The 20,576-nt window shown below is 45.6% G+C and carries 20 protein-coding genes; 18 read left to right on the top strand and 2 right to left on the bottom strand.

Going from position 1 to position 20,576, the window contains the following annotated elements; genetic code table 11:
- Positions 1-195, top strand: a 195-nt coding sequence (locus tag R7Q39_RS12835) for a hypothetical protein (RefSeq protein ID WP_206949545.1), incomplete at its 5' end; no start/stop codon positions are given.
- Positions 196-208: 13 nt separating this feature from the next.
- Here the strand turns inward: R7Q39_RS12835 and R7Q39_RS12830 are convergent.
- Positions 209-1,387 (bottom strand): 2-octaprenyl-3-methyl-6-methoxy-1,4-benzoquinol hydroxylase, encoded by a 1,179-nt coding sequence (locus R7Q39_RS12830; protein ID WP_213903845.1) that lies wholly within the window; start codon positions 1,385-1,387, stop codon positions 209-211.
- Between the two features lie 257 nt (positions 1,388-1,644).
- On the opposite strand from R7Q39_RS12830, the gene miaB reads away from it, so the two are divergent.
- From miaB to lnt, 5 genes are all read left to right on the top strand, one after another.
- Positions 1,645-3,069 (top strand): tRNA (N6-isopentenyl adenosine(37)-C2)-methylthiotransferase MiaB, encoded by a 1,425-nt coding sequence (miaB, locus tag R7Q39_RS12825; protein ID WP_005373038.1) that lies wholly within the window; start codon positions 1,645-1,647, stop codon positions 3,067-3,069.
- Between the two features lie 73 nt (positions 3,070-3,142).
- Positions 3,143-4,240, top strand: coding sequence for a PhoH family protein (locus R7Q39_RS12820; protein WP_318076359.1), 1,098 nt, complete (start codon positions 3,143-3,145; stop codon positions 4,238-4,240).
- A 2-nt stretch (positions 4,241-4,242) separates the two neighbouring features.
- Complete coding sequence (gene ybeY / locus R7Q39_RS12815; RefSeq protein WP_005373030.1) at positions 4,243-4,707, top strand: rRNA maturation RNase YbeY; 465 nt, start codon at positions 4,243-4,245, stop codon at positions 4,705-4,707.
- A 105-nt stretch (positions 4,708-4,812) separates the two neighbouring features.
- Entirely contained in the window at positions 4,813-5,712 is a 900-nt protein-coding gene (gene corC, locus R7Q39_RS12810; RefSeq protein WP_005384118.1) for a CNNM family magnesium/cobalt transport protein CorC, read from the top strand.
- Between the two features lie 33 nt (positions 5,713-5,745).
- Positions 5,746-7,263 (top strand): apolipoprotein N-acyltransferase, encoded by a 1,518-nt coding sequence (gene lnt / locus R7Q39_RS12805; protein WP_318076358.1) that lies wholly within the window; start codon positions 5,746-5,748, stop codon positions 7,261-7,263.
- A gap of 84 nt (positions 7,264-7,347) precedes the next feature.
- Here lnt and R7Q39_RS12800 read toward each other — a convergent pair whose 3' ends face one another.
- Positions 7,348-7,818, bottom strand: a complete 471-nt coding sequence (locus R7Q39_RS12800; RefSeq protein WP_005373024.1) for a zinc ribbon-containing protein — start codon at positions 7,816-7,818, stop codon at positions 7,348-7,350.
- A gap of 153 nt (positions 7,819-7,971) precedes the next feature.
- Between R7Q39_RS12800 and leuS the strand changes: the two genes are divergently transcribed.
- The 12 genes from leuS (at position 7,972) to lipA (ending at position 20,505) form a co-directional block, all read left to right on the top strand.
- Entirely contained in the window at positions 7,972-10,545 is a 2,574-nt protein-coding gene (gene leuS, locus R7Q39_RS12795) for a leucine--tRNA ligase (RefSeq protein ID WP_005391313.1), read from the top strand.
- Positions 10,546-10,697: 152 nt separating this feature from the next.
- Complete coding sequence (gene lptE, locus R7Q39_RS12790) at positions 10,698-11,237, top strand: LPS assembly lipoprotein LptE (RefSeq protein ID WP_005384122.1); 540 nt, start codon at positions 10,698-10,700, stop codon at positions 11,235-11,237.
- 5 nt (positions 11,238-11,242) lie between these two features.
- Positions 11,243-12,262, top strand: a complete 1,020-nt coding sequence (gene holA, locus R7Q39_RS12785) for a DNA polymerase III subunit delta (protein WP_213869998.1) — start codon at positions 11,243-11,245, stop codon at positions 12,260-12,262.
- A gap of 88 nt (positions 12,263-12,350) precedes the next feature.
- Positions 12,351-12,668: a ribosome silencing factor gene (gene rsfS, locus R7Q39_RS12780; protein WP_005373015.1), complete on the top strand. Its 318-nt coding sequence runs from the start codon at positions 12,351-12,353 to the stop codon at positions 12,666-12,668.
- 4 nt (positions 12,669-12,672) lie between these two features.
- Positions 12,673-13,143 (top strand): 23S rRNA (pseudouridine(1915)-N(3))-methyltransferase RlmH, encoded by a 471-nt coding sequence (rlmH, locus tag R7Q39_RS12775; RefSeq protein WP_017821762.1) that lies wholly within the window; start codon positions 12,673-12,675, stop codon positions 13,141-13,143.
- Between the two features lie 29 nt (positions 13,144-13,172).
- Positions 13,173-15,089: a penicillin-binding protein 2 gene (mrdA, locus tag R7Q39_RS12770; protein WP_005384126.1), complete on the top strand. Its 1,917-nt coding sequence runs from the start codon at positions 13,173-13,175 to the stop codon at positions 15,087-15,089.
- Positions 15,089-16,210 carry a rod shape-determining protein RodA gene (gene rodA, locus R7Q39_RS12765; protein WP_318076357.1) on the top strand — a complete coding sequence of 374 codons (1,122 nt, stop codon included), beginning with the start codon at positions 15,089-15,091 and terminating at the stop codon, positions 16,208-16,210. Before mrdA ends, rodA begins: the two co-directional genes overlap by 1 nt.
- A gap of 2 nt (positions 16,211-16,212) precedes the next feature.
- Positions 16,213-17,016 carry a septal ring lytic transglycosylase RlpA family protein gene (locus R7Q39_RS12760; protein ID WP_017635670.1) on the top strand — a complete coding sequence of 268 codons (804 nt, stop codon included), beginning with the start codon at positions 16,213-16,215 and terminating at the stop codon, positions 17,014-17,016.
- A 91-nt stretch (positions 17,017-17,107) separates the two neighbouring features.
- The gene (locus R7Q39_RS12755; RefSeq protein WP_005384132.1) at positions 17,108-18,286 is read left to right on the top strand and encodes a serine hydrolase; all 1,179 of its coding nucleotides are present in this window, start codon (positions 17,108-17,110) and stop codon (positions 18,284-18,286) included.
- Between the two features lie 139 nt (positions 18,287-18,425).
- A complete protein-coding gene (gene ybeD / locus R7Q39_RS12750; RefSeq protein WP_005384135.1) occupies positions 18,426-18,704 on the top strand; it encodes a DUF493 family protein YbeD in 279 nt (92 codons plus the stop codon).
- A gap of 176 nt (positions 18,705-18,880) precedes the next feature.
- Positions 18,881-19,543 carry a lipoyl(octanoyl) transferase LipB gene (gene lipB / locus R7Q39_RS12745; RefSeq protein WP_005384137.1) on the top strand — a complete coding sequence of 221 codons (663 nt, stop codon included), beginning with the start codon at positions 18,881-18,883 and terminating at the stop codon, positions 19,541-19,543.
- On the top strand, positions 19,540-20,505 hold the full coding sequence (gene lipA, locus R7Q39_RS12740) for a lipoyl synthase (RefSeq protein WP_005391329.1): 966 nt from the start codon (positions 19,540-19,542) through the stop codon (positions 20,503-20,505). Before lipB ends, lipA begins: the two co-directional genes overlap by 4 nt.
- Positions 20,506-20,576: the final 71 nt, after the last annotated feature.

Below are 20,576 nucleotides of genomic sequence, written 5' to 3'. Positions count from 1 at the left end.
GAATTGGTAGACGCACCAGATTTAGGTTCTGGCGCCGCAAGGTGTGAGAGTTCAAGTCTCTCCTTCCGCACCATTATCGGAAAACCCAGCATGACTTTGCTGGGTTTTTTCTTTTTTTGGTTCTGGACTCGGGAAATCATTAGATTTGCCGAATTAAAAAAGCGAGCTCATGGCTCGCTTTTTTTCTATCTGTGATTTGAGTAGCTTACTACATACCTAACGCGTATTTCAGTACTTGAGCCTTAATTGGCCCTGAGTTTTCAGCAAGCTTCAATGCAGAATTACGTACGAACTTCAATGGCCCTAGATCGTTGCTAAAACCTTTATAGAAAAAGTCCATGCCCGTCTGCATGAGTAAGTTGTCAGGTCGACGTGCGCGTTCGTATTTCGCGAGTAAGGTATCTTCCAGCTTTTCTTGTTGTTCTGTTACCGAAAGGAGAACGTCTACATCTTTGAAGCCTAAGTTTACCCCTTGCCCTGCAAGCGGGTTGATCGTATGGGCAGAGTCACCCACTAATACGCAATTTTTGCTTGAGTAGCTTTGCGCATGACGACGAGTGAGTGGGAATGAGCCAAACTGTAAAACTTCAATATCGCCTAATTCTGCAGGGAAATGACGTAAGATTTCTTCCCTTAGTTGAGGTTTACCCATCGCACACAGTTGTTTAATACGTTTAGGCGAGTCATACCAAACCAAAGAACCTTGGCCTACTATTTGACCATCGTCGTTACTCAAAGAGCACAGAGGTAAAAATGAACGTGGGCCTGAAGGTGTAAATTGTTGCCAAGTAATATCTTGCTGAGGCAATTCTGTTTTCACGTTAATCAACATGCAGTGTTGTCGGTAATCCCACGCAGTTACACCAATTCCAGCCAATTGACGAACTTTAGAGTTTGCACCATCAGCACCAATCACCCAGTTAGCTTCAAACTGCGCCCCACTTTCTAGTGTCACAAGATTTACATCTGCAAACTCAATGGCTTTTAATCGCTCAGGACACATCACGGTTAGATTTTCATACTTAGAGAAGACTTGCCAAAGACCTAATTGGATTAGGCGATTTTCAACGATGTAACCTAGCTGATCCAATGACAATTCATCAGAGTGAAAACGAGTACGGCACTCTGGGTGCTCCCAAGTTTCTAACCGCCGATAAGGACAAACTCGCATGCTCTTGATCTCTGACCATGCTCCGAGTGAATCAAGTAACTCCACCGACTGGTGCGAGATTGCAGATACACGAATATCCATCGCCTGAGCGGCATCAAAAACTTTAGGTTTTGTACCTTCAACCAAGACAACGCTTCTGCCCTGCTTGGCAAATCCAACAGCGACGGCTGCCCCGACCATACCGCCACCGATCACGGCGATGTCATACTTGTTCATTTTTCACTCTTCATCGTGCTGATTAATTGGCGTTTTTTATTGTACTTTCCATGGCTATTTTTACAAAATTGTTTAACAAAAAACCTTGTTCTGCATAGGGCGAAAAACTAGATTTCATCAGGCTTTGCAGAGAATTAGCTAGATCACTAGTCAGGTGCTTTTTAAAGCAGTACAATACGCCGCTTACCGCCGTGATGGCGGCTATAATTTGAGCAATAGCTCTCCGATTTAAGTACAACTGAACGAGCGAAAGTGAGATGAGTAAGAAACTGCTAATTAAAACCTGGGGCTGCCAGATGAACGAATACGATTCATCAAAAATGGCCGACCTGCTTAATGCTGCAAACGGCTACGAGCTGACGGAAGAGCCAGAGGAAGCAGACGTACTTCTACTTAACACCTGTTCGATCCGTGAAAAAGCGCAAGAGAAAGTTTTCCACCAGTTAGGCCGCTGGAAAACACTAAAAGATAAAAAACCTGGCGTAGTTATCGGTGTAGGTGGTTGTGTAGCAACGCAAGAAGGTGACCATATTCGTGAGCGTGCACCATACGTTGACGTTATTTTTGGCCCACAAACTTTGCACCGCCTACCTGAGATGATCAAACAATCTCAGTCCGATGATGCACCAGTTATGGACATTTCGTTCCCAGAGATCGAAAAGTTCGACCGCCTACCTGAACCTCGCGCTGAAGGTGCGACAGCATTCGTTTCTATTATGGAGGGCTGCTCTAAGTACTGTACTTACTGTGTCGTACCGTACACTCGTGGTGAAGAAGTAAGCCGTCCAATGGATGACGTACTGTTCGAAATCGCCCAACTTGCTGAACAAGGCGTACGTGAAGTAAACCTTCTGGGTCAAAACGTAAACGCGTACCGTGGTCCTATGCACGATGGTGAGATCTGTTCATTTGCAGAACTGCTTCGTTTGGTTGCGTCTATCGATGGTATCGACCGTATTCGTTTCACGACGAGCCACCCGTTAGAATTCACAGACGACATCATCGCAGTATACGAAGATACGCCAGAACTTGTGAGCTTCCTGCACTTACCTGTGCAAAGTGGTAGTGACCGTATCCTAACGATGATGAAACGCCCTCACACCGCTATCGAATACAAATCGATCATCCGTAAACTGCGTAAAGCTCGTCCTGATATTCAAATCAGTTCAGACTTTATTGTTGGTTTCCCTGGTGAGACAGACAAAGACTTCCAAGACACCATGAAGCTAATCAAAGATGTAGACTTTGACATGAGCTTCAGCTTTATTTTCTCTCCACGTCCAGGTACGCCAGCAGCGGATTACCCTTGTGATGTGTCAGAACAAGTGAAGAAAGAGCGCCTTTACGAACTACAGCAAACTATCAATGCTCAAGCGATGCGTTACTCTCGCTTAATGCTTGGCACAGAACAACGTGTTCTAGTTGAAGGTCCTTCGAAGAAAAACCTAATGGAACTACGCGCTCGTACAGAAAACAACCGTGTAGTAAACTTTGAAGGTAGTGCAGACCTAATTGGTCAGTTCGTTGATGTGAAGATCGTAGACGTATTTGCAAACTCACTGCGTGGTGAGCTAGTACGTACTGAAAAAGACATGGATCTTCGTAGTGTGATTTCCCCAACGCAGATGATGGCGAAAACACGTCGCGAAGATGAGCTGGGTGTAGCTACTTTTACGCCGTAAGCTCGTATAAATAGCCATAGAGAGCCTGGTCGTTATCAGGCTCTCACTAAGTGGCAAAAAATGAGAGGCAACATTGAGCAATAAAATCGTAACTCTAGAAATTAACCTAGAACCTTCAGACAACCGCCGACTAGCTAGCCTGTGCGGTCCATTCGATGACAACATCAAGCATTTAGAACGTCGTCTAGGCGTTGAAATTAACCACCGTAGTGACCACTTTACGATTGTCGGTAAACCTCATACCGCATCAGCTGCGCTGGATATCCTGAAAACTCTATATGTTGATACCGCACCTGTACGAGGTGAGATCCCAGATATTGAGCCTGAGCAAATCCACCTAGCGATCAAAGAGTCTGGTGTTCTTGAGCAGAATACTGAGTCTAATATAGAGCACGGTAAAGAAGTCTTCGTCAAAACCAAGAACGGTGTGATCAAACCACGTACGCCAAACCAAGCGCAGTACTTGGTTAACATGGTCACGCATGATATTTCTTTTGGTATTGGCCCGGCCGGTACAGGTAAAACCTACCTTGCAGTAGCAGCAGCTGTTGACGCACTAGAGCGCCAAGAGATCCGTCGTATTCTACTTACTCGTCCAGCGGTTGAAGCTGGAGAGAAATTGGGCTTCCTACCTGGTGATTTAAGCCAGAAAGTCGACCCATACCTACGTCCGCTATACGACGCCCTATTTGAAATGCTGGGCTTTGAGCGCGTAGAGAAGCTGATTGAACGTAACGTGATTGAGGTTGCCCCTCTTGCTTACATGCGTGGTCGTACTCTAAACGACGCCTTCATCATTCTTGATGAGAGTCAGAACACCACTGTTGAGCAGATGAAGATGTTCCTAACGCGTATTGGTTTTAACTCTCGCGCGGTTATCACTGGCGATGTCACGCAGATTGACTTACCTCGTGGTGCGAAATCGGGTCTTCGTCATGCTATTGAAGTACTAAGCGAAGTTGACGACATCAGCTTTAACTTCTTCTTAGCCGACGACGTTGTACGTCACCCTGTGGTTGCTCGTATCGTTAACGCGTACGAGAAGTGGGAAGCACAAGACCAGAAAGAGCGTAAAGAGTTCGAGAAACGCCGTCGTGAAGAACGCGATGCGAAGTTACTAGAAGCAGCAAAAGCCGAACTGAATGCACAAGTTGCTTCAACTAAGGAATAACCATGGCGATTGAACTTGATCTGCAACTGGCAGTCGAAAATGAAGAAGGTTTGCCTTCGCAGCAAGATTTCCAATTGTGGCTAGATAAGACCATTCCTCTCTTCCAACCACAAGCCGAAGTCACCATTCGTATTGTTGATGAACAAGAAAGTCATACGCTCAATCATGAATATCGCGGCAAAGATAAACCAACTAATGTGTTGTCGTTTCCATTTGAAGCACCTCCTGGTATGGAAATAGATTTACTTGGTGATTTGATTATTTGCCGCCAAGTTGTTGAAAAAGAGGCGGTTGAACAGAGCAAGCCTCTGCTAGCACATTGGGCGCATATGGTTGTACATGGCAGCTTGCATCTGCTAGGTTATGATCATATAGAGGATGACGAAGCCGAAGAGATGGAGTCCCTCGAAACCGAAATCATGCAAGGTATGGGTTATGAAGATCCTTACATTGCTGAAAAAGAGTAGCTATTGGCCACTCGACAGGGAAAGGCGAACCACCTAAATGACTCTCGTGTTCGCCTCTCTATGTGTGCTATCACACTTCTGATAGCGTTACTTAATTGAGAAACAATGAACGAAGATAATTCTCCCTCTTCTAACGAAGATAAGAAAGAAAAGGCAGAAGGTCCGAGTAGAAAGTCCTTCTTTGAACGTCTAGGTCAACTATTTCAGGGCGAACCAAAAGATCGCCAAGAGCTTGTGGATGTTATCCGCGACTCTGAAGTTAACGACCTGATTGACCATGACACTCGCGATATGCTCGAAGGTGTTATGGAAATCTCCGAAATGCGTGTGCGTGACATTATGATCCCGCGTTCGCAAATGGTTACCGTTGAGCGTACTCACGACCTTGATACCTTGGTTGCTTTGATTACCGATGCTCAACACTCTCGCTACCCTGTGATCAGCGAAGATAAAGACCATGTGGAAGGCATACTTCTAGCGAAGGACTTACTTAAATACTTAGGCTCAGGCAGCAATCCATTTGATATCGAAGAAGTCATTCGACCAGCGGTTGTAGTACCGGAAAGTAAACGCGTTGATCGACTGCTGAAAGAATTCCGTGAAGAACGTTATCATATGGCCATTGTTGTCGATGAATTCGGTGGTGTTTCTGGTCTTGTGACCATTGAAGATATCCTTGAGGAAATCGTCGGGGATATTGAAGATGAATTCGATGAAAGTGAAGAGACGGACATTCGTAAGCTGAGCAAGCATACGTTTGCTGTCAGAGCGCTGACAACCATCGAAGAGTTTAATGAGACATTCGGAACCAACTTCAGCGATGAGGAAGTTGATACCGTTGGTGGTATGGTCATGACTGCCTTTGGTCACTTACCTTCTCGTGGTGAACTGGTTGAAATTGAAGGCTACAACTTCAAAGTCACCGCTGCCGATAACCGTCGTGTCATTCAACTCCAAGTGACGATCCCAGACGAAGAAACCCTGGTTGAAGCCACTCAAGAGTAACGCGATACCCATTGGGAATCTCAGAAAATTACAATGATGAATGAACTCTTTCATCGCCTTAAGCGGCCCTTAGTGGCCGCTTTTGTTGGCGCCCCTACTACACTCGCTTTCGCTCCTTACCAGCTGTGGCCTATTGCCATTCTTAGCCCTGCAATTCTACTGATTCTTCTTGCTAACCAAACTCCGAAACGCGCACTATGGATTGGTTATGCTTGGGGGTTAGGTCAATTTGCAACTGGCGTTAGCTGGGTTTACGTCAGTATCTCCGGTTTTGGCGGTATGCCGCTCATTGCCAATTTATTTTTAATGGGCTTACTTGTTGCCTACTTGGCTGTTTATTCAGGCTTATTTGCTTGGCTCAACAACAAGCTGTTTCCTCAATTTACGCTCACAAAAGCACTTCTCGCTGCACCTGCTTTATGGCTGATAAGTGATTGGTTGCGTGGTTGGGTGATGACCGGCTTCCCTTGGTTATGGCTAGGCTATAGCCAGATAGATGCTCCACTCGCAAGCTTTGCACCAATTGGCGGCGTAGAACTGCTTACTCTATTTATCCTTATCAGCGCAGGGGCGTTAGCCTATGCCTGGATTCATAAGCAGTGGCTGATGGTGATTATCCCTGCGGTGCTACTCAGTACTGGCTTTGGGATTCGCAACTACGATTGGGTAACACCCCGACCAGAAGACACGACTAAGCTCGCACTAATTCAAGGTAACGTAGACCAAAACCTAAAGTGGCTACCAAGTCAACGCTGGCCAACCATCATGAAGTACGCTGACTTAACTCGTGAAAACTGGGACGCTGACATTATCGTTTGGCCAGAAGCAGCAATTCCCGCTTTTGAAATTGAAGTGCCTTCATTTTTGAGCAATATCGACAGCGCTGCAAAAATGAATAACAGCGCAATCATCACCGGTGTCGTCAACCAAGCTGAAGATCGACAGTTCTACAACAGTATTCTGTCCCTAGGCATCACACCATACGGTGACTACAGCTTCGATTTAAGCGAACGTTACCATAAGCATCACCTACTACCATTTGGTGAGTTTGTACCATTTGAAGATATTTTGCGCCCATTAGCGCCATTCTTTAACCTACCGATGTCGTCGTTTAGCCGTGGGGCTTTTGTGCAGCCAAACATCGTTGCGAATGGCATGCACATGGCACCAGCGCTTTGCTATGAGATCATCTTTAATGAGCAAGTGCGTCAAAATGTGACTGACGAAACAGACTTCATTCTAACGCTTTCAAATGATGCATGGTTTGGTCACTCTATCGGTCCTCTTCAGCATATGGAGATCGCCCGTATGCGTGCCTTAGAGTTAGGTAAACCGCTCATCCGCTCGACTAACAACGGATTAACAGCGGTAACCGATCACAAAGGTAAAATCGTTGAGCAAGTACCGCAGTTTGAAACTGCAGTACTGCGCGCAGAGCTCACCCCAACCGATGGGAAAACGCCATATCGAATCGTTGGTACTTGGCCATTGTATATTTGGATAGGGTTAAGTTTAGCTCTGGCTTTCGGTTTAAGAAGAAAACAGAGCTGATAACAGCTTGAAAGTAGAAAAGACAAAAAAGAGGCGACTAAGCCTCTTTTTTATTCATTGCATTATACAGTCGTTACTCGCCATTTATGGTTTTAATGACTGGCGAGTAAAGCCTTTGTGACCACATTTAATACACGGAATGATTACAGTTGGGTGGTTATACGTTGTCTTGTGACCACACTCATCACAGACCAAAGTGCCTAAGCCTATCACCTCTCCTGCTTCATATAGCCCTTGATGCTCTAAGTCATCGAACAACTCAACCCACTCAACTTTAGTTCGGTCTGTAATCTCTAACAGCCCTTGCCATATCGAATCCGCAATCGTTAAGTAAAACGGACCGCTTTTGCTATCCTCGTAACTCTCTGAAAACTCTTTTAAGTCTGCTTTAAGGTACGCTTTGATTAAAGCCAATTCATCTTTGGTCAAGTCATTAGCAGCATCCACCACTTTGCCCGACGTCTCAATCGCTTTGTTAACTTCTTCCGGACTGTGCTTCAAGGTTTCAATCACATCCTCGAGCATTTCCTCATAACCTGTTTTACGTTTAGGCATAACTGACCTCCATCTTTCTCCTACCTGCGTCACTTAAGGGCGCATGGGTACAGATTGGCTATTGTTGTGATCCCTAGCTTTAGGTATTCTATGACGATCTATTTAAGTCTGTTCTAACCGAACTCACAAATTCCAAGATAACGGATACCATCGATGCAAGAACAATACAACCCACAAGATATTGAACAAAAAGTTCAAAAGCACTGGGATGACAACAAAACCTTTGTTGTAAGTGAAGACCCAAATAAAGAAAAATTCTACTGTCTGTCCATGTTCCCATACCCAAGTGGTCGACTGCACATGGGTCACGTGCGCAACTACACTATCGGTGATGTAGTATCTCGTTTCCAACGCCTACAAGGCAAAAACGTGATGCAACCAATCGGTTGGGACGCATTCGGTCTACCTGCAGAAAACGCAGCAGTAAAAAACAAAACTGCGCCAGCACCTTGGACTTACGAAAACATCGAATACATGAAGAACCAACTTAAGCTTCTAGGCTTTGGTTACGATTGGAACCGTGAATTCGCAACATGTACACCGGAGTACTACCGCTGGGAACAAGAGTTCTTCACTAAACTTTACGAGAAAGGTTTAGTTTACAAAAAGACTTCTTCTGTTAACTGGTGTCCTAACGACCAAACTGTTCTTGCAAACGAGCAGGTTGAAGACGGTTGTTGCTGGCGTTGTGATACGCCTGTAGAGCAAAAAGAAATCCCTCAATGGTTCATCAAAATCACTGAATACGCTCAAGAGCTACTAGACGACCTAGATAAGCTTGAAGGTTGGCCTGAAATGGTAAAAACCATGCAGCGCAACTGGATTGGTCGTTCTGAAGGTGTTGAACTGAAGTTTGAAGTTAAGGGTCAACAAGACCTAGAAGTTTACACAACACGTCCAGATACGCTAATGGGTGTGACTTACGTGGGTATCGCAGCCGGCCACCCTCTTGCAGCTCTTGCAGCAGAGAACAATCCAGAGCTTGCAGCGTTTATCGACGAATGTAAGAACAACAAGGTTGCAGAAGCTGAGCTAGCGACAATGGAGAAGAAAGGTATGGCAACTGGCCTTACTGCTATTCATCCATTGAACGGCCGCGAAGTACCAGTATACGTAGCAAACTTCGTTCTGATGGACTACGGTACAGGCGCGGTAATGGCTGTACCTGCGCACGACCAACGTGACTACGAGTTCGCAACGAAGTACGGTCTAGACATCGTGCCAGTTATCAAGCCTGCTGATGGCAGCGAGCTAGACATCTCTGAAGCAGCATACACTGAGAAAGGTGTACTGTTCGATTCAGGTGAATTCGATGGCCTAGAATTCCAAGCGGCATTCGACGCAATCGCAGCGAAGCTAGAAGCAGAGGGCAAAGGCACTAAGACTGTAAACTTCCGTCTACGCGACTGGGGTGTATCTCGTCAACGTTACTGGGGCGCACCAATCCCAATGGTAACGACTGAAGACGGTGAAGTTCACCCAGTACCTGCTGACCAACTACCAGTGATTCTTCCAGAAGACGTGGTAATGGACGGCGTCACTAGCCCAATCAAAGCAGACAAAGAGTGGGCGAAGACAACCTTTAACGGCGAACCTGCTCTACGTGAGACAGATACGTTCGATACGTTCATGGAATCTTCTTGGTACTACGCGCGTTACTGTTCACCACAAGCGGACGACATCCTAGACCCAGAAAAAGCAAACTACTGGCTACCAGTAGATCAATACATCGGTGGTATCGAGCACGCTTGTATGCACCTACTGTACTCACGCTTCTTCCACAAACTACTGCGCGATGCGGGTTACGTAACTTCTGACGAACCGTTCAAGCAACTACTGTGTCAAGGCATGGTACTAGCTGATGCGTTCTACTTCGAGAACGAGAAAGGCGGCAAAGAGTGGGTAGCTCCAACAGACGTAGCCGTTGAACGTGATGGTAAAGGCCGCATAACTTCTGCTAAAGACACTGAAGGTCGTGATGTAACGCACTCAGGCATGATCAAGATGTCTAAGTCTAAGAACAACGGTATCGACCCTCAAGAAATGGTAGACAAGTACGGCGCTGACACAGTACGTCTATTCATGATGTTCGCGTCTCCGGCGGACATGACACTTGAATGGCAAGAGTCTGGCGTAGAAGGTGCGAACCGCTTCCTAAAACGTGTTTGGAAACTAGTGAAAGAGCACACAGCGAAAGGCGCAGCAGAAGCAGTAGATACCGCAGCGCTTTCTGGTGATCAAAAAGCACTTCGCCGCGACGTTCACAAAACTATCGCGAAAGTGACGGACGATATCGCTCGTCGTCAAACATTCAACACCGCGATCGCAGCGATCATGGAGCTGATGAACAAACTAGCGAAAGCGCCTCAAGAATCTGCGCAAGATCGTGCAATCCTTGACGAGGCACTGAAAGCTATTGTTGTCATGCTTTACCCTATCACTCCGCATATCTCATACGAGCTATGGGCAGCACTAGGTGAAACAGACATTGATAACGCGGCATGGCCGACGTTTGACGAAAAAGCGCTAGTTGAAGACGAAAAAACTATCGTTGTTCAAGTTAACGGTAAGCTGCGTGCGAAGCTAACAGTCCCAGCTGATATCTCTAAAGACGATATCGAACAGCTTGGTCTAAACGACGAAAACGTGGTTAAGTTCACTGATGGCCTGACTATTCGTAAAGTTATTTACGTTCCAGGTAAACTGCTGAACATCGTTGCAAACTAATCGCAGCTGTCAATTTGTCTCTGTGTAGCGAACTTATTTGTTAACCAAGAGTCATTAAACAGGGTAGTTTTCTACCCTGTTTATTTACCTCAAACCATTCACATGAGTGGTTTAAGGTAAATAACCCCTTCAATTTAGGATGAATACAATCAATGCGCTTTTTCTCTTTGATTAAACTACCAGTGGTATTGGTATTAGCGGGGCTTCTTTCTGCCTGTGGTTTTCACCTTCGCGGCGAGTATTCCGTACCGGAAGAGCTGCACACTATGTCTTTCTCCAGCTACGATGAATACAGTGAATTAACTCGCTATGTTCGCTCTCAACTCGAACTGAACAAAGTTGAACTTGTTCAACCATCATCGACGGTACCCAACCTTCATTTGACGGAAGCGACAATCGATGAGCGTACACTATCGCTTTATCAAAATAGCCGTGCAGCAGAAAAAGAGCTGACATACGTAGTAAAATACCGTGTGACAATTCCTGGCTATGGTTCTAAAAACTTTACGACAACAGTAAACCGCAACTACCTAGACAACCCGTTGACCGCACTTGCAAAATCTGTTGAGCGTGACGTAATTGAAGACGAGATGCGCTTGCAAGCTGCAAAACAGATGATGCGCCAGTTGGGCCGTATTCGTGCCGAATATGAAGCAGGACAAATCTCTGAGCCAGCGAACAAAAACTCTTAGTCACTATGCGAATTTATGCCGATAAGCTAACGGATCATTTAACTAAACAAGTTAAACAGGTTTACTTAATCTTTGGTAATGAGCCGTTACTGATTCAAGAAAGCCGCCAAGCAATCCAAAAGGCAGCGTTTCAGCAAGGTTTTGAGGAAAAACACCGTTTTGCGGTGGATGCTAGCCTCGACTGGAACCAAGTTTACGACTGTTTCCAAGCGATGAGCCTGTTTTCAAACCGTCAATTGATCGAGTTTGAAATTCCAGAAAGTGGCGTGACAACAGCCGTCAGCAAAGAGCTGCAAACACTGTGTGATATGCTTCATGATGACATCATGCTCGTCATTGTTGGTAGCAAACTGACCAAAGCCCAAGAAAATGCGAAATGGTTCAAAGCATTAAGCTCAAAAGGCGATTGGGTAAGCTGCTTGTCGCCAGACCTTCAACGCCTACCTATGTTCATTCAGACACGTTGCCGCACGTTGGGACTAAAGCCCGATCAGCAATCACTGCAAATGTTGGCTCAATGGCATGAAGGTAACCTATTTGCATTGTCACAAAGCTTAGAGAAATTGGCCCTACTCTACCCGGATGGTGAGCTGACTATCATACGTTTAGAGGAAGCCCTAAGTCGCCATAATCACTTTACTACGTTTAACTGGATCGACGCCTTACTGGCAGGTAAAGCAAACCGTGCACAACGTATTCTTCGCCAACTTGAGGCGGAAGGGGTCGAGACCGTGATCTTGATTCGAAGTGTACAAAAAGAGTTGAGCCAACTTTTAAATATGCATCAAGACTTAACTCAAATGGGAATGAACCAGGTATTTGAGAAATATCGAGTTTGGCAAAACAAGCGTCCACTCTATAACGCAGCACTGACCCGCTTATCGGCGAGTCGTATTTGTGCATTGCTCTCCTTGTTGGCTCAAGCAGAGATAAAAGCCAAAACTCAATATGACGAGTCTGTATGGCCAACTATTCATCAGTTGAGCTTAGAAACCTGCTCTCCTGATATTAAGCTGGCAATTTAAAAATCAAAGCGTGATATAGTGCGCGACCTGTTTTGCAAGCAAGAATGTAAAACACTGTAGAGATAAGAGACAAACCGAGGAAAACCGAGTGCTTCGCGAAGAACTGAAAGACTTTTTAGCTGATAAAGCCGACGACATGAAAGCGGAAGACATTATCGTCCTAAATGTGGAAGATAAATCAAGCGTGACAGATTACATGATCATCTGTACTGGTACATCCAAACGCCACGTTTCATCCATCGCTGACCATGTTGCAACAGAGGTGAAAAAAGCCGGTCTTGAGCCACTAGGAATGGAAGGTGAAAACGAAGGTGAATGGGTAGTTCTAGATATGGGCGACGCCATGCTTCACGTGATGCAAGAAGAGCACCGCGAACTCTACCAGCTAGAAAAACTCTGGGGTTAATCTTTTGAAAATTCAACTAATTGCTGTTGGCACAAAAATGCCAAAATGGGTTGAGGAAGGCTTTCAAGAATATCGTCGCCGTTTCCCGCATGATATGCCGTTAGAGTTGATTGAAATCTCTGCTGGCAAGCGTGGTAAGAATGCCGATATCGCTCGCATCCTGCAAAAAGAAGGAGAAGCGATGCTCGCGGCGGTACCAAAAGGCAACCGTATCGTCACGTTAGATATCCCAGGTAAAAAATGGGACACTCCTCAACTCGCTGAGCAGTTAGAAGCTTGGAAATTAGATGGCCGTGATGTATCAATATTAATCGGCGGTCCCGAAGGACTCGCTCCTGCATGCAAAGCTGCAGCAGACCAAAGCTGGTCATTATCTGCCTTAACGCTACCCCACCCTCTAGTGCGTATCGTAATGGCAGAAAGCTTATACCGAGCGTGGAGCATCACCGCTAACCACCCTTATCATCGCGAATAATCGTTGTTTAACTTTAGAGCCAAGCGTTAATGATTCGTAAACGCCGCAGTCAAATCCGAGATTATCAAGCCGAAGCGCGTCTGTTTGCCAGCCGCGCTATTGTTGCTTTTATCGGCATTGTTGTCTTGATGGGAGCTCTGGTTGCCAACATGTACAACATTCAGGTGAACCAGTTTCAAGACTATCAAACCCGCTCGAACGATAACCGCATCAAAGTGGTGCCTATCGCGCCTAACCGAGGTCTAATTTATGACCGAAATGGCGTTTTACTGGCAGAGAACCGTCCCGTCTTTAACTTAGAACTGACCCCAGAAAAAATTAAAGACATTGATGCAACCATCCAAGAATTACAAACTATTCTGGAAATTACACCAGACCAGATTGAACGTTTCCACCACGAGCGTAAACGGACTCGTCGATTTAAATCGGTCCCACTGCTTACCCAACTGAACGAAAAACAAGTAGCGGTATTCTCCGTCAATCAGTACCGCTTTCCAGGTGTGGAAATAAGTGCGACCTTAAAGCGCTACTACCCTTTCAGCGAAGTCTTAACCCACGTGATTGGGTATGTTTCTCGAATCAATGATCGCGACATGCAGCGCCTGATCCGAGAAGAAAAAGACGCAAACTATCAAGCCACTCGCGACATTGGTAAGCTGGGTATTGAAAAATACTACGAAGACCTCTTACACGGTACAGCCGGATATCAAGAAGTCGAGGTAAACAGCCGCGGCCGAGTAATTCGTACCTTAAAGTACGTTCCACCTGTACCCGGAAAAGACATCGTTTTAAACCTTGATATCAACTTGCAGTTGTACGTACACCAATTATTGGACGGCCGCCGAGGCAGTGCTGTAGTGATCGATCCTAGAGACAACGGCGTACTGGCTATGGTTTCGAGCCCTAGCTACGATCCTAACTCGTTCGTGCACGGAATCTCAGGTAAAGACTATCGCGCCCTTTTGAACGATAAAAACCGTCCTTTGGTCAACCGCACTACACTTGGCATTTACCCCCCTGCGTCTACCATCAAACCATTTATGGCGGTAGCCGCGCTGCAAGAAGGTGTCGTCACACCTAACACCACGCGAAATGATCCTGGTTATTGGCGCATACCAAACTCCAACACTCGCCCATTCCGTGACTGGTTGCGTTGGGGGCACGGACGCGTCGATATCATTAAGTCGATCGAAGAGTCTGTTGATACCTTCTACTATCAAATCGCTTATGACATGGGTATTGACCGTATTTCGAATTGGATGATGATGTTCGGCTTTGGTGATTACACTGGCATCGATATCTACGAAGAAAGTAAGGCGAATATGCCGACTCGTGACTGGAAAATGTCTCGCCATAAAACCCCATGGTATAAAGGTGATACGATCCCTGTGGGTATCGGCCAAGGATATTGGACAGCAACACCAATGCAAATCGCCAAAGCAACCTCCGTATTAGTAAACGAGGGAGAAGTGATCGCACCTCACTTGCTCAAAGCGACGATAGAAAATGGTAACGACTTCGAAGAGCAACAAACGACAGAATACGTGACTTACCCACCAATCAAGAATGTGCCTAAAAAGTACTGGGATATGGCGAAAGAAGGCATGCGTCGGGTAAACCATGGCACGCGCGGAACAGCTCGCCGCTCATTCTACAAAATGAATTATGAAACAGCGGGTAAATCAGGTACTGCACAGGTCTTCGGTCTGGGTGAAAACGAAGAATACAACGCCGATGAGATCGCCGAGCACTTACGTGACCATGCGTTATTTACTGGCTTTGCACCATTTGATGATCCTAAAGTGGTCGTCACTGTAGTACTAGAAAATGCCGGTGGTGGTTCTAGTAACGGTGCCCCAGTAGTAAGGAAAATTTTTGACCGAGTCGTTCTTGGTCCAGAAGAAATTGAGCCTGAAAACAATGCGAAGAAAGAGGTAAAACAGTAATGAAGATGGATCCCTCTACAGGTAAAAATCGCGCCCTGTTTGAACGCTTCCATATCGACTTACCACTCCTACTTGGCATACTGGCCCTGATGGGGTTTGGCCTGGTGATCATGTACAGCGCCAGTGGCCAAAGTTTACTGATGATGGATCGCCAAGCCATGCGAATGGTGCTTTCACTCGTTGTGATGCTCGTCCTTGCGCAGCTTTCTCCACGAACTTACGAAAGCTTGGCACCTTTGATGTTCGTTGGTGGCGTTATACTGCTTTTCGGCGTGCTGTTTTTCGGTGAAGCATCGAAAGGCGCGCAGCGTTGGCTTAACCTCGGTTTTGTGCGCTTTCAACCGTCAGAGCTATTAAAGCTCGCAGTGCCATTAATGGTGGCTCGCTATGTCGGTAGAAAGCCCCTTCCACCAACGCTAAAAACACTCATTGTTGCACTGATTATGGTCTGCTTACCAACCATTCTCATTGCAAAGCAGCCTGACTTAGGTACCTCGATCCTGATCGCCGCTTCCGGTATTTTTGTTATCTTCCTCGCCGGCATTAGCTGGAAAATCATCGCTGGTGCTGCGATTGCATTAGGTGGTTTCATTCCAATTCTGTGGTTTTTCTTGATGCGAGAGTATCAAAAAGTGCGAGTTCGTACTCTATTTAACCCGGAATCTGATCCGCTAGGAGCGGGCTACCACATTATTCAGAGTAAAATTGCGATTGGCTCCGGTGGTATTTCCGGCAAAGGTTGGTTGCAAGGTACGCAGTCACAACTAGAATTTCTTCCAGAACGACACACTGACTTTATCTTTGCAGTAATTGCTGAAGAATGGGGTATGATTGGCTTCCTTTGCCTTTTAGCCATCTATCTATTTATTATTGGACGAGGTTTATATCTCGCCAGCCAAGCGCAAACCGCATTTGGACGAATGATGGCAGGCAGTATTGTACTCAGCTTCTTCGTGTATATTTTTGTAAATATTGGCATGGTAAGTGGTATCCTACCTGTAGTAGGTGTACCGTTGCCACTCATCAGTTATGGCGGCACATCAATGGTAACCTTGATGGCTGGTTTTGGTATTCTGATGTCGATTCATACGCACCGAAAAGCATTCTCTAAGGCGACCTAGACATGCAAAAACGCGCTTTATATTCCTTGGTTTTCTCTGCTCTTATTTTGGCAGGCTGTTCATCAACTAGCCAAAAAGAACAAGAAGGCCGTTACGAACTCGAATCCGATGTTGCACCGGATACACCGCTTTCAGTCGAACACATCGAGGATGCGCATCCTAAATATGAACCGTACAGCCTAGGTGGGAACAAAGATTACCACTTGCGTGGCAAAGACTACAAAATAGTTCGCAATGCGAAAGGCTTTAAAGAAAAAGGCCGCGCATCTTGGTATGGGAAAAAATTCCAAGGTCATTTGACTTCTAATGGCGAAATCTATGACATGTACTCAATGACGGCAGCGCATAAAACGCTACCGTTACCAAGTTACGTAAAAGTTACCAATACTGACAACGGCAAAACCACCATAGTACGAGTTAATGACCGAGGTCCTTTTCACGATGGCCGTATCATTGATTTAAGCTATGCCGCCGCGCACAAGTTAGATGTCATAAAAACAGGCACCGCGAACGTGGAAATTGAAGTGATCAGTATCAATCAGCCCACGGACAAAAAATCATTAGAAGCGCACCCTAGGTACGTTATTCAAGTGGCATCATCAAAAAATGAAGAACGCGCACGAACTTTAGGTACCGAGCTTGGTCAAAAATTGGATACAGAAACTTTCCTAGAGAGTGCGAAAGAGTCTTATCGCTTGTTGTTAGGGCCATTTACTGACTATTCCCTGACGCAAGCCACATTAGATAAAGTAAAGTTGCTCGGCTATTCGTCTGCATTTATTAAAAAACACAACACTGCCAAATGACCTCGTGTCATGAATTTCTCTTTGATCCCCCTCTTACATAACTAGGGATTCTGATAAGATGTCTGCAGTTAACCCAAAAATTTGAATTACCATGAATAAAAATAAGTTTGTGAAATCTATTCTCGTTTCTTCGGTTGCCCTTTCTGCAACTTTCGCTCAATCTGCTCTTGCATCACCTATCGTTGTTCCAGATGCCCCTCAAATCGCGGCGAAGGGCTACGTGCTGATGGATTACCATTCAGGTAAAGTACTGGCAGAGAAAGAGATGAACACAAAATTGTCTCCAGCTAGTCTGACTAAGATGATGACCAGCTATGTAATCGGCCAAGAGCTAGCGCGTGGTAATATCTCAGAAGATGATGATGTCACCATCAGTAAAAATGCGTGGGCGAAAAACTTCCCTGATTCATCAAAGATGTTCATTGAAGTAGGCACAACAGTTAAAGTACGTGACCTGAACCGAGGTATCATCGTCCAGTCAGGTAACGATGCCTGTGTTGCGATGGCAGAACATATTGCAGGTTCAGAAGATGCATTTGTTGACCTAATGAACGCTTGGGCCAACACATTGGGTATGACTAACTCGCACTTTGCCAACGTTCATGGCTTAGATAACGCAGAATTGTACTCAACACCATACGACATGGCACTGCTAGGTAAAGCACTTATCCGTGACGTACCAAATGAGTACCGAGTGTATTCAGAGAAGAAATTTACTTACAACGGCATCACCCAATACAACCGTAACGGTCTACTTTGGGATAAGAGCATGAACGTTGACGGCATCAAAACGGGTCACACAAGTAATGCGGGTTACAGCCTAGTAAGTTCAGCAACTGAAGGTCAAATGCGCTTGGTTGCGGTCGTTATGGGTACTAAAGATGCCAATGCTCGTAAGTCAGAAAGCAAAAAGCTGCTAAGCTACGGCTTCCGTTTCTTCGAAACAGTGGCACCGCACAAAGCAGGTGAAACGTTCGTAGAAGAAAAAGTGTGGATGGGTAACAAAGACACCGTAGCACTGGGTCTTGACCAAGATACTTACGTAACACTACCGCGTGGTGAAGCGAAAAACTTAAAAGCAAGCTTCGTCCTTGAAAAAGAGCTAGAAGCCCCAATTAATAAAGGTGATGTAGTTGGTAAGCTATACTATCAGATCGATGGTGAAGATATTGCCGAGTACCCACTAATGGCACTAGAAACCGTAGAGCAAGGTAGTCTATTTAGCCGCATGTGGGATTACATCGTATTGTTATTCAAGAGCTTCTTCTAAAAAGAACGTTAGAGTAGCAAACTTATTCGCAAAGCCGCCTGAATGGGCGGCTTTTTAAGTTTGAGCTCCTCGTCTTGAGTTCCCCCTAATTTGACTGTACTATTTCGCACCGCAACGAATATCTACTGGAGTTATCGATATGCTAACCATCAACTCTGATGCAAAATTAAAAGACCTGCTTGAGTTCCCTTGTTCATTTACTTACAAGGTAATGGGTCATGCAAAGCCTGAACTTCCAGAGCTTGTTCTTGAAGTTATTCAGCGCCATGCTCCAGGTGACTACAGCCCGACCGTTAAACCAAGTGCTAAGGGCAACTACCACTCTGTGTCAATCAACATTACTGCAACCTCTATCGAGCAGGTTGAGACACTGTACAAAGAGTTAGGTGAAATTGACATCGTACGCATGGTTCTATAATTTTTTGATAGATTAAATTTTTTTTGAAAGCAGCTTTGGCTGCTTTCTTTTTATTTATCAAAGAGATAACGAGGATTTACATCGCTTTCAGTTAAAAATCTGTTACGCAGCGGTAGAGCATCAGGGTTATCCGGTTTATAATCCAAAAACTTTATATATTAGCAACAGGAATTCCCATGCAACACCAACTTGTTGTAAAACGACTTGGCCGCCAAGACTATGAGCCTGTATGGAAGGCGATGCATGAGTTCACCGACCAACGCACAGAAGAAACCCGTGATGAAGTCTGGTTGGTAGAACATAACCCAGTATTTACGCAAGGACAGGCAGGTAAAGCTGAGCACTTGATTAACACTGGCGATATTCCTGTTGTACAAAGTGATCGCGGAGGTCAGGTTACGTATCATGGCCCTGGTCAGTTGGTCGCCTACTTCTTGATCAACCTACGCCGCAAAAAATTAGGTGTACGAGATCTCGTTACCACAATCGAGAACCTCGTGATCAACACGCTAAAAGCATACAATATTGACTCAGCCGCGCGACCTGACGCACCAGGTGTCTACGTTGCCGGTAAGAAAATATGCTCTCTCGGTTTACGCATTCGTAAAGGATGCTCGTTTCATGGTTTAGCCTTGAACGTAAATATGGATTTAACACCGTTTCTGCGTATTAACCCTTGTGGTTATGAAGGTATGGAAATGGTTCAGGTCAGCCAATTTGGCGGCCCAGACAATGTAGAAGCCGTAGAAAAACAATTAATAGAAGAACTCGTTACTTTGCTCGATTATGAGCAAGTAGAATTCAGCACAGAAGCACCTTCTCAAGGTAATAAAGCATGAGCAAACCAATCCAGATGGAAAAAGGCGTTAAATATCGTGACGCCGATAAAATGGCATTGATTCCCGTAAAGAACATGCCTACAGAGCAGAAAGAAGTGCTACGTAAGCCTGATTGGATGAAGATCAAGCTACCAGCCGACAGCCAACGAATTCAAGACATCAAAGCGGCGATGCGTAAGAATAAACTTCACTCCGTATGTGAAGAAGCATCTTGCCCGAACCTAGCGGAATGTTTTAACCACGGTACAGCAACCTTCATGATCTTAGGTGCTATTTGTACTCGTCGTTGTCCTTTCTGTGACGTTGCTCATGGCCGCCCATTACCACCGGAAGCAGAAGAGCCTCAAAAACTGGCGAAAACCATTGCCGATATGAAGCTGAAATACGTAGTAATCACTTCTGTTGACCGTGACGATCTGCGTGACGGCGGTGCACAACACTTTGCCGATTGTAACCGCGAGATCCGTGCGTTAAACCCGCATATTAAGATTGAAACACTGGTTCCTGACTTCCGTGGTCGCATGGATGTAGCGCTTGATCTAATGAAAGACAATCCGCCAGATGTCTTCAACCACAACTTAGAAACCGCGCCACGTCTTTACCGTAAAGCTCGCCCAGGTGCGAACTACAAATGGTCACTTGAGCTCCTTAAGAAGTTCAAAGAGCAGCATCCAGATGTACCGACCAAGTCTGGTTTGATGATGGGCCTTGGTGAAACCAAAGAAGAAATCATCGAAGTACTGAAAGATCTACGCGCACACGGCGTAACGATGCTGACTCTAGGCCAGTATTTAGCGCCAAGCCGTCACCACTTGCCAGTAGAACGTTACGTTCCACCATCAGAGTTTGACGAGCTAAAAGAAGTTGCACTAGAACTTGGCTTCACGCATGCAGCGTGTGGTCCATTTGTGCGCTCTTCTTACCATGCCGATATGCAAGCTCAAGGTATCGAGATTAAATAAGCTCTCGCTTGTTTTGAAAAGCTTGTTTTGAAGAGAAAAGGTTGGCTCAGTGCCAACCTTTTTTGTATCTG

It is taken from the genome of Vibrio sp. 947, assembly GCF_033339115.1.
Lineage (GTDB): Bacteria > Pseudomonadota > Gammaproteobacteria > Enterobacterales > Vibrionaceae > Vibrio > Vibrio alginolyticus.
The sequence above is the reverse complement of the archived record's forward strand: the minus strand, read 5'-3'. Positions and strand labels throughout refer to the sequence as shown.